Raw genomic sequence first — 9,152 nt, forward strand, 5'->3', positions numbered from 1 at the left:
TGCTGGGGTTGATCGGATTCGGGCTGTCCACCAGCGTGGTGGGCTGGGTGCTGGCGATGGCGGTGTTCACCGTCGGGGAGATCATCGTGTTCCCGGCCGAGTACATGTTTATCGACCGAATTGCCCCGGACCACCTGCGGGGCATGTATTACGGGGCGCAAAACCTGTCCAACCTCGGCGCCGCGTTGGGGCCGGTGCTGTGTGGCCTGGTGTTGGCCAGCCTGCCAGCCCATTACATGTTCTACATGCTGGGGGCGTTTATCGTTGCAGGCGGAGTGTTTTATTTCATGGGAGCGGCGATAAAGGCAGATCATCCAGCGTGAGCTTGCCGACGTTGTTGCTTTGCAGCTCGTAGCGCAATTCATCCACCATTTTCGCCACTTCCTGCGGGGTCTGCAGGCGGTTGGTGCTGATGCCGGTCACCACCAAGTCGACACGACCGGTCTCGGCGTCGTAGACCTTGAGGGTCAAGGACGCGTCCCGGCACAGGGTGAATTCGCACGTCAGCGGTGACAGGCCTTCTTCGATGCAGTTGCGCAGTTGAGAGAGGGTAAACATGCGGGTTCCTTCAAGGCATAAATACGATCCCTTGAAGGTTATTGCTTGCACCGCCGCTCAATAAGGCGAATTCGCACTAGTCGCACTAGTGCATTTGCAGGGTCAGGGTTTGTTTTTCAGGCGCAAATCACCGGCAAACAGCCCGCGTTCACGGGCCCAGACGATCGCTGCACTACGGCTGTGCACCCCCAGCTTGGAATACACCGTGGCCACATGGTTACGCACGGTGTTGGGCGCCAGTTTCAGGCGCGAGGCGATCTCTTTGTCCGCCAGGCCCTCGCAGATCAGGCCCAACACATCGCGCTCGCGGGCGGTGAGGTCGGTGAAGGAAACGTTCGGCAGGTTGGGGCTGTTGACGCTCTTAGCGTTGGCCAGCTTCTCGATCAGGGTCTGGCTGAACCAGGACGCGTCCTGCATGACTTCCTCGATGGCCGCCACCAGTTCCAGCTCCGAGCGTTTGCGCTCGGTGATGTTCATCAGCACCATCAGGTAGCAGGGTACGTCCTGAATAATTACGGTGTCGGCGGACACCACGCAGTCGATCACCTCGTTGCCTTTCTTGCGTACCTTGAGGTCCTGGCCTTCAAGGTTGCCGGCTTTTTCCAGGGTGGCGAACAACTGCGCGCCGGCCTGGGGGCTGTCGATGAAGTTGATGTCTTCGATGGATTTGCCGATCAATTCTTCGCTGATGTAGCCGGTGATGCTCATGAAGGCTTCGTTGATGTCCACCACCTGGCGGTTGTCGGCACTGCACACCAGGGTCGGCACGGGCGTCAGGCGAAAGGATTTGGCGAAGCGCTCTTCGCTCTGGCGCAGGGCGATCTCGGCTTTGCGCCGTGGCTCCAGGTCGGTGAAGGAAAACAGCATGCAGTCTTCCTCGTTCATGTCCAACGGTTGGCCGGCGACGATCACCAGTTTGCTGCCGCCTTCGGGCAATCTCAGTTCGGCCTGCATCTGCGGGATGGTCGCGCCTTCGCCCAGGCGCTGGATCGCCAGGTCCTTGCGCTCGGCCTGTTCCAGCACATCCAGCTCATACACGGATTTGCCGATGACCTGGTCGCGGTTATAGCCGGTCATCTCCAAAAAACCATGGTTGACCTTGATGTAGCGCAAGTCGCTGAGGCGGCAGATCACGGCGGGCGCCGGGTTGGCGTTGAAGGTTTTCTCGAAGCGTTGCTCGGCGCTGGCCCATTCGGTGGCGTCGCTGAGGATCAGCACCAGCAACTCCGGCTCACCCTGGGCGTCGGTCAGCACCAGGCTGCGCAGGCGATGCACCCAACTGCGGTGTTCGTCGTCGGCGGGTGTGACCTCCACCACCACATCGCTGAACTCTTCACCGGCGGCCACGCGGCTGAGGGGGTAGCTGTCCAGTGCCAAGGGGTGGTTGTTGCGGTAGCGCAGGGCAAAGCGCTTGGCGTACGCCTCGGTATTGGCGCCCAGTTCCTTGACCTCGCTGACCCCATGCATGGTCAACGCCGCTTCATTGGCCCAGAGAATGGTCTGGTCGACCTCGGCCAGGATCACACCGTCGGACAGCCCGGAGATGATGGTTTGCAGTTGGCGGCGGTTGGTTTCTTTGGCGAGAACATCCTGGGTCATAACGTCTCCGATTAGGGCAGGGCAAGGCACATTGGGTTACGACATCCCGGCTTCAGGATAGTGCAGAGTAATTGCCTACGGGGCAGTGCGAATGCACCAGGCTGCCTGGTGCATATAGGCCAGGACTGAACGTATGTCGTTTCGCCACACTCACACCCATCAAGGCGCATTGCCTTGCTCCTCAATTTGAAAAGGACCTTTGTATGACCACTGTCTATGAATCCAATCGATCGCTGTTTCGTGTGTCGTGGAGCTCGGTATTGGCCGGTAGTGCAATCGCACTGGTCACCTACCTGGTCTTGAGTGTGTTGGGCACCGCCATTGGCGCCAGTGCCGTTGACCCGATGGAAGCGGGCAACCCGTTGAGCGGTTTTGGCACGGGTGCGGGTATCTGGTTGTTTGTATCGACACTGGTCGCCATCGCATTGGGCGCGTTCGTGGCCGGCCGCACGGCACCGGATCGTGGCGGCCTGCATGGGGTGCTGACCTGGACCCTGACCACCTTGCTCACCACTTGGCTGCTGGCGGGCTTGGCGTCCAGCGTGGTCGGCACTGCCGGCAACGTGGTGGGCAAAGGCCTGTCCGCAGCTGGCAGTGGCATTGCTGCCGCCGCGCCGGGGATTGGCAATAGCATCAAGCAGCAGTTGAACGAGCAGGGCATCGAGCTGGACTGGAACAGCCTGCAAGGCCAACTGGATACCTTGCTCAAGCAGAGCGGCAAGGCTGAGCTGGACCCTGCCAATGTTGAGCAAAAAGCCGATCAGGCAGCAGCCGATGGCAAGCAGTCGGCCACCGATGCAGCGACCAACCCTGCCCAGGCCGGTGATGAGCTCAAGCAGTGGTTCGAACGTGTGAAAGCGTCCGGCGAGCCAGCCCTGAATGCAGCGGATAAAGAGGCGCTGGTCAACATCGTCGCGGCCCGCACTGGCAAGAGCAAAGAAGAAGCCACCCAGATCGTCGACAACTATGCCCAGGCTTATCAGCAAGCCATGCAAAAGGTCGATGAGCTGAAAAAACAGGCGGAACAGAAAGCCCGTGAAGCCGGTGAAGTCGCAGCCAAGCAACTGTCCCGCGCGGCCTGGAGCACCTTGGCCATGCTGCTGTTGGGCGCGGCCTTGAGCTTCTTTATCGGTCGTATCGCGCTGACTACCCGTCGCGTGCCCTTGGCTTAAAACTGTCTGCGGCAAGGACGCCGCCTGTGTGAAGGGGTAAAATGCTGGCATTTTACCCTTATCCCACAAAGGTGCCCCTTGAGCGCAGGCAAAGCCGTCGGACTGTTATTACTCACTTCCCTGTTGGCGGCGTGCGGCACCTCGCCGCCACGCACGCCCAACGACCTCTGCGGTATCTTGCGCGAAAAAGACGACTGGTACGACGCCGCCAAAGTCACGCAAAAGCGTTGGGGCGTACCGATCCAGGTGCCGTTCGCGATCATGTATCAGGAGTCGGGCTTTCGCCACGACGCCAAGACCCCGCGTAAATACCTGCTGTGGATCATTCCCTGGGGCCGCGTCTCCACCGCTTCCGGCTATGCCCAGGCCAAGGATGAAGTGTGGAACGACTACCGCAAAGCCACCGGCCGCAGCGGCGCTGATCGCGAAGACTTCGACGACGCCATCGACTTTATCGGCTGGTACATGGACAAGACCTACACCATCAACGGTGTCTACAAATACGACGCCTATGGTCAGTACCTGAACTACCACGAAGGCTGGGGCGGCTACCGCCAGCGCACCTACGCCAGCAAAGCCTGGCTGCCACCGGTGGCAAGCAAGGTGCAAGCGCGTTCGCAGATGTATGCGCGCCAATATGCCGGGTGCAAGGATGAGTTGGGGCGAGGGTTCTGGAGCCGGTTCTGGCATTGGTTGTAAAGGCTTCTGGATGCATGCAGATTCAATTGTGGGAGCTGGCTTGCCTGCGAAAGCGGTAGTGCAGACACAGATGCATTGACTGACACGCCGCCTTCGCAGGCAAGCCAGCTCCCACATTGGATTGTGTTAACGCGGCTGTATGCATTCCAGCGAACGGTTCACCATCACGCTGGCCATTCCCCTGCACTTGCCAAACCCATCCGATTCTGGGAAAACCCCTGCCCTTCACCCCTTCAATGAGAACCCCATGAGCAACGACGAACTGCAGGTCACCGACATCCGCCTGGGCGACGGCAAAGCCGTGGTCAAGGGCGCGCTGATCACCACCCAATACACCGGCACCCTGGAAGATGGCACGGTGTTCGATTCCTCCTGGGAGCGGGGCAAACCGTTCCAGTGCGTGATCGGCACTGGCCGCGTGATCAAGGGGTGGGACCAGGGCTTGATGGGCATGCAGGTTGGCGGCGTGCGCACGTTGTATGTACCGGCGCACCTGGCCTATGGCGAGCGCTCGATGGGCGCGCATATCAAACCCAACAGTAACCTGCGTTTCGAGATCGAATTGTTGGAAGTGCTGACGCGGGATGATTGAGGTGGCCGAACATGGACGGTGCTTGGCGTTATGCGCAGGCGCTGCCTGAGCGCTTCAGTTCTGGCTCTTCAACCCTGATCCCAAACCTGCCCGACAGCTCCTTTCGCCCCTTGGGCGTCACCGCCAGCGCCCGGCTATCAAGGTCCTGGATAACCCATTTGCGGCTGATGACGGCCTGTAGCACAGCGGCCCCCAGTGCGCCGGCGAGGTGAGGGCGGCGCATGCTCCAGTCCAGGCATGCGCAAGCGAAACGACGCCGCTGCGCCCTTACGGTTTCTACCTCGATACCGAGGCCTGTCATCGCTTTTTCGCCCTCCACGCTGAGCTGATACGTACCGTCACCCGCGTCCGACATGCTCAGCCAGCCGGAGTCGAGGAAATAGTCGTGCAGTTGTACCGCCAAGGACCCCGCCATGTGGTCATAACAGGTTCGCGCGAGCTGCAACCGACTGGGGGTAGTCGAAACAAACCCGGTCTGAGCGTTTCGGCTGATCACCATGAGGGCTTCGATTGCTTGGGCCACGTGCGCGTCTGTCAGGCTGAAGTAGCGGTGCCTGCCCTGGGTGTGCAGTTTTACCAAGCCGTCCTCTTTCAGCCTTGCCAAGTGTGCGCTCGCCGTAGAAGCACTGACGTCGGCGATGACGGCCAGTTCCGTACTGGTGCGGGCGTGGCCGTCCATCAGCGAGCACAGCATTTTCGTCCTTGCAGGTTCGGCAATCGCGCCGGCGACACGCGAAATGGCGGTGTCATTGCTTTGGGAATCCATATTTCGTTCCTGAGCGAATTGTCTGTGTGACGGTTGTTCGATAGTAGCCGTTCTTTGCGAACAGGACTGCCAAAATGACTCCATTTGAAGCCGTTACCCATGCCGACCCCTACGATTATTACGCACGCCTCAGACGACACAGTGAACTGGTCTTTGATGCAGATCTTGGTTTATGGATTGCCAGTGGCGCCAGCGTTGTCGAGGCCATCCTGGAGCATCCCGACTGCCTTGTACGCCCACTGCACGAGCCGATTCCAGCGGCCATTGCTCAAGGCGCGGCAGGCGATATCGTTGGTCGTTTGATGCGTATGAACGAGGGGGCGCAACACCGCTGCCCCCGGATGGTTATCGAGCCGGCCTTGGGCTCGTTAGGAACCGAAAATCTCGCAGGCATTGTGGCGCAGGTTGTCGAGACATTGGATGACCCCGTCGGTAACCCGAACGAGTGGATGTTCAGGTTACCGGTTTCGGTCATTGCGACCTTGATAGGTTTTGCACCCAGCCAGTTGCAGGAAGTCGCGCAACTGACACGGGAGTTTGTCGCCTGCCTATCGCCATTGAGCGACGAAGCTCAACTCAGTGAAGCCCATTGCGGGGCGGCTCGGCTGAGGCAGATGTTTCAGGTGCTGCTGAGCAACGATGATAAGGGTAGCGGCGTGTTGGAGCGTCTTTATGACGAATACCAAGCCTCAGCCTGGAAAGACGATGAGGCGTTGATAGCGAATCTGATTGGGCTGTTGTCACAGACCTGCGAAGCCACTGCCGGCCTGATCGGCAACGCCCTCATAGCGCTCCAACGAAACCCTGACCTGCAAGCTACCCCGATGCGCGTCGCTGAGTGGGTGGCAGAGGTAGCGCGCCACGACTCACCGGTACAAAACACCCGGCGCTTCGTTGCACAGCGCTGCACGATTGGCGGCAGCGTTCTAGAGGTGGGCGATACCGTTTTACTATTGCTTGCTGCTGCCAACCGAGATCCCGCCGTCAACCCAGACCCCGACAGCTTCTTGCTCAAACGAACTCAACGACGAACCTTCAGCTTCGGCGCAGGCAGGCATCAATGCCCAGGCCAGCCCTTGGCATTGGCTATTGCCTCAGAGGTGATTTCGGCATTCTTGCATCGACGGCCAGACTTATCTGCCCTTGCTTATCGCTGGGATTATCTGCCTTCCCTTAATGGCCGCATCCCGAGGTTCTACCGTGATGAGGAGACTCAACAATGATCGCTGTTATTTTTGAAGCCTGGCCACATGAGGAGCACTACCAGCGTTATCTCGACCTCGCTGCCGAACTCAAGCCTCTGCTCGCTCAAATCGATGGCTTTATTTCAGTTGAGCGTTTCCAGAGCCTGAGTGAACCTTCAAAACTACTCTCCCTATCATTCTGGCGTGACGAGGCAGCCATCCAGCAGTGGCGCAGCCTTGAGCTACATCGAGCCGCTCAGTCAACAGGCCGTCGGCAGGTTTTTGCTGACTACCACCTGCGCATTGCCCAGGTGGTGCGCGATTACAGTCTGGAGGATCGTGTTCAAGCGCCGACCGATAGCAGGCAGGCTCATGAGTGAACGCAGCACTCCGCCTCTGTAGGAGCGAGCTTGCTCGCGAAAAACTCGCAGGCGCCGCGTTCACACAGCAAGCACGCGTTATCGTTGGCGTTTTTCGCGAGCAAGCTCGTTCCTACCGTTGTTACCTGAACCCATCCTGAAGAATTTTCTTATTCACCATGCAGGCACTTTCCTACGGTTTACTCCGCCAACATCGGGGCGTAAGCTTCGCGCGTTTTCATCAATAGCGGAGACCCTCAGTGGGTACTTGTTCGAGTGACAGTCGTCGGCCGGTTTCGGTAACCGGCCTCTTGGCAAGGTAACGCGCATTTTCCAGATGCCGTTGTCTCGCCTCACAAAGCGAGAAGCGGCATCCCGGCGGTGGCCAGTCCTGGCGCCTGCCTGATTCCCTCTCATCGACGCTGACCAGCACCTGGGTAACGCCTGGATGCTACGGACGCGCCTGCCTGTTACGGCGGGCGGGCCAGGTTCGGCTGTGCCTGTGTGACGGGCGCGGTGTGGACGGGCAGTACCTGCACGACGGTTTTTCCTCGCGCAGGAGTTACACCATGAACCTCACTTTGCTCAAAGAGTTCTTCGCCGGTTTCCTGCGGACCCGGCATATCGCCCGGCATTTTCGCCGCCTGGCGATGCTGGAGACCGTGACCGACGCCAGCGTCAGCCGCGAAGTACCGCCTAGCCTGGCGCAGACACTGGTGGCATCTGCCAACCGCAGCACCGTGCAATTGCTGGGTGTACTGGGCAGCCACGCCGAGGGCCTGAACACCCAGGAAGCCGACGCCCTGCGTATGCAATACGGCCTCAATGAAGTCGAGCACGAGCAGCCGCTGCCGTGGTGGGTGCACCTGTGGCATTGCTACAAGAACCCTTTCAACCTGCTGCTGACCCTGTTGGCGGTGATCTCCTGGCTGACCGAAGACATGAAGGCCGCCACGGTGATTTTCTCCATGGTGGTGCTCTCGACCCTGTTGCGCTTCTGGCAGGAGGCCAAGTCGAACAAGGCCGCCGATGCCTTGAAGGCCATGGTGAGCAATACCGCGACGGTGCTGCGCCGCGATGCTGCCAAGCGCATTGAACTGCCGATCAAGCAACTGGTGCCGGGCGATCTGATTGTGTTGTCGGCCGGCGATATGATCCCCGCGGACTGCCGCGTGCTCAGCGCCAAGGACTTGTTCGTCAGCCAGGCGGCGATGACCGGTGAATCCATGCCAGTGGAGAAGTTCGCCCACCAGCAGGACGCCCACACACGCAACCCGCTGGAACTGGAGAATATTCTGTTCATGGGCACCAACGTGGTGTCCGGCGCCGCCACGGCGGTGGTCCTGGCCACCGGCAACAGCACGTACTTTGGTGCCCTGGCGCAACGCGTCACGGCGACGGACCGTGCGACCACCTCGTTCCAGCAGGGGGTCAACAAGGTCAGTTGGTTGCTGATTCGCTTTATGTTCGTGATGGCGCCGCTGGTGCTGTTCATCAACGGGTTCACTAAAGGCGACTGGACCGAGGCGTTGTTGTTTGCGCTGTCGATAGCGGTGGGCCTGACCCCGGAAATGCTGCCCATGATCGTCACCTCGACCCTGGCCAAGGGCGCGGTGTTTCTGTCGCGCAAGAAGGTGATCGTCAAGCGCCTGGACGCGATCCAGAACTTCGGCGCGATGGACGTGCTGTGCACCGACAAAACCGGCACGCTCACCCAGGACAAGATTTTCCTGGCGCGCCATGTGGACGTGTGGGGCCAGGAAGCGGACGACGTGCTGGAAATGGCCTACCTCAACAGCTACTACCAGACCGGCTTGAAAAACCTGTTGGATGTGGCCGTGCTTGAGCATGTGGACATCCATCGCGAGCTGAAAGTCGGCACCGCGTTCCACAAGGTTGACGAGATTCCCTTCGACTTCAACCGCCGCCGCATGTCGGTGGTGGTGGCCGAGCAGCACCAACCGCACCTGTTGATCTGCAAGGGGGCGGTGGAAGAGATTTTGTCGGTATGCAACCGCGTGCGCCATGGCGACGTCGATGAAGTGCTGACCGACGAACTGCTGGCGCGCATTCGCCAGGTGACCGCAGCCTTTAACGAAGAAGGGCTGCGGGTGGTGGCGGTCGCGGCGCAGCCGATGCAGGCAGGACGAGACACCTACACCCTGGCCGATGAGAACAACCTGACGCTGATCGGCTACGTGGCGTTTCTCGACCCACCCAAAG

General features: G+C 59.8%; 9 protein-coding genes and 1 pseudogene. 7 read left to right on the forward strand and 3 right to left on the reverse strand.

What is annotated here, in order from left to right:
• Positions 1-323 (forward strand): annotated as a pseudogene (locus tag GIW04_RS23860) (MFS transporter); the annotation flags it as partial.
• On the opposite strand, the gene GIW04_RS23865 reads toward GIW04_RS23860, so the two are convergent.
• Together GIW04_RS23865 and GIW04_RS23870 are read right to left on the reverse strand one after the other, a co-directional pair.
• Positions 286-558 carry a DUF1652 domain-containing protein gene (locus GIW04_RS23865; RefSeq protein ID WP_003190355.1) on the reverse strand — a complete coding sequence of 91 codons (273 nt, stop codon included), beginning with the start codon at positions 556-558 and terminating at the stop codon, positions 286-288. The pseudogene GIW04_RS23860 and the gene GIW04_RS23865 overlap by 38 nt on opposite strands.
• A gap of 102 nt (positions 559-660) precedes the next feature.
• The gene (locus tag GIW04_RS23870) at positions 661-2,157 is read right to left on the reverse strand and encodes a PAS domain S-box protein (protein ID WP_120249131.1); all 1,497 of its coding nucleotides are present in this window, start codon (positions 2,155-2,157) and stop codon (positions 661-663) included.
• Between the two features lie 203 nt (positions 2,158-2,360).
• Here GIW04_RS23870 and GIW04_RS23875 point away from each other — a divergent pair, with 203 nt between their 5' ends.
• The 3 genes from GIW04_RS23875 (at position 2,361) to GIW04_RS23885 (ending at position 4,620) form a co-directional block, all read left to right on the forward strand.
• The gene (locus tag GIW04_RS23875) at positions 2,361-3,329 is read left to right on the forward strand and encodes a hypothetical protein (protein WP_003190360.1); all 969 of its coding nucleotides are present in this window, start codon (positions 2,361-2,363) and stop codon (positions 3,327-3,329) included.
• A 78-nt stretch (positions 3,330-3,407) separates the two neighbouring features.
• Positions 3,408-4,028: a transglycosylase SLT domain-containing protein gene (locus tag GIW04_RS23880; RefSeq protein WP_003190361.1), complete on the forward strand. Its 621-nt coding sequence runs from the start codon at positions 3,408-3,410 to the stop codon at positions 4,026-4,028.
• A 247-nt stretch (positions 4,029-4,275) separates the two neighbouring features.
• Positions 4,276-4,620, forward strand: a complete 345-nt coding sequence (locus tag GIW04_RS23885) for an FKBP-type peptidyl-prolyl cis-trans isomerase (RefSeq protein WP_003190363.1) — start codon at positions 4,276-4,278, stop codon at positions 4,618-4,620.
• 28 nt (positions 4,621-4,648) lie between these two features.
• Here the strand turns inward: GIW04_RS23885 and GIW04_RS23890 are convergent, their stop codons facing one another.
• On the reverse strand, positions 4,649-5,386 hold the full coding sequence (locus GIW04_RS23890) for an ArsR/SmtB family transcription factor (RefSeq protein WP_120249130.1): 738 nt from the start codon (positions 5,384-5,386) through the stop codon (positions 4,649-4,651).
• A 74-nt stretch (positions 5,387-5,460) separates the two neighbouring features.
• Between GIW04_RS23890 and GIW04_RS23895 the strand changes: the two genes are divergently transcribed.
• The 3 genes from GIW04_RS23895 to mgtA all read left to right on the forward strand — a co-directional run.
• Positions 5,461-6,609 (forward strand): cytochrome P450, encoded by a 1,149-nt coding sequence (locus tag GIW04_RS23895; RefSeq protein ID WP_120249129.1) that lies wholly within the window; start codon positions 5,461-5,463, stop codon positions 6,607-6,609.
• The gene (locus tag GIW04_RS23900) at positions 6,606-6,950 is read left to right on the forward strand and encodes an antibiotic biosynthesis monooxygenase family protein (protein WP_034135287.1); all 345 of its coding nucleotides are present in this window, start codon (positions 6,606-6,608) and stop codon (positions 6,948-6,950) included. Before GIW04_RS23895 ends, GIW04_RS23900 begins: the two co-directional genes overlap by 4 nt.
• A 548-nt stretch (positions 6,951-7,498) precedes the next feature.
• Positions 7,499-9,152, forward strand: a 1,654-nt coding sequence (mgtA, locus tag GIW04_RS23905) for a magnesium-translocating P-type ATPase (RefSeq protein ID WP_236479256.1), incomplete at its 3' end; no start/stop codon positions are given.

Origin of the sequence: Pseudomonas sp. PA-4-8C (assembly GCF_021606625.1) — a bacterium.
GTDB lineage: Bacteria > Pseudomonadota > Gammaproteobacteria > Pseudomonadales > Pseudomonadaceae > Aquipseudomonas > Aquipseudomonas lactis.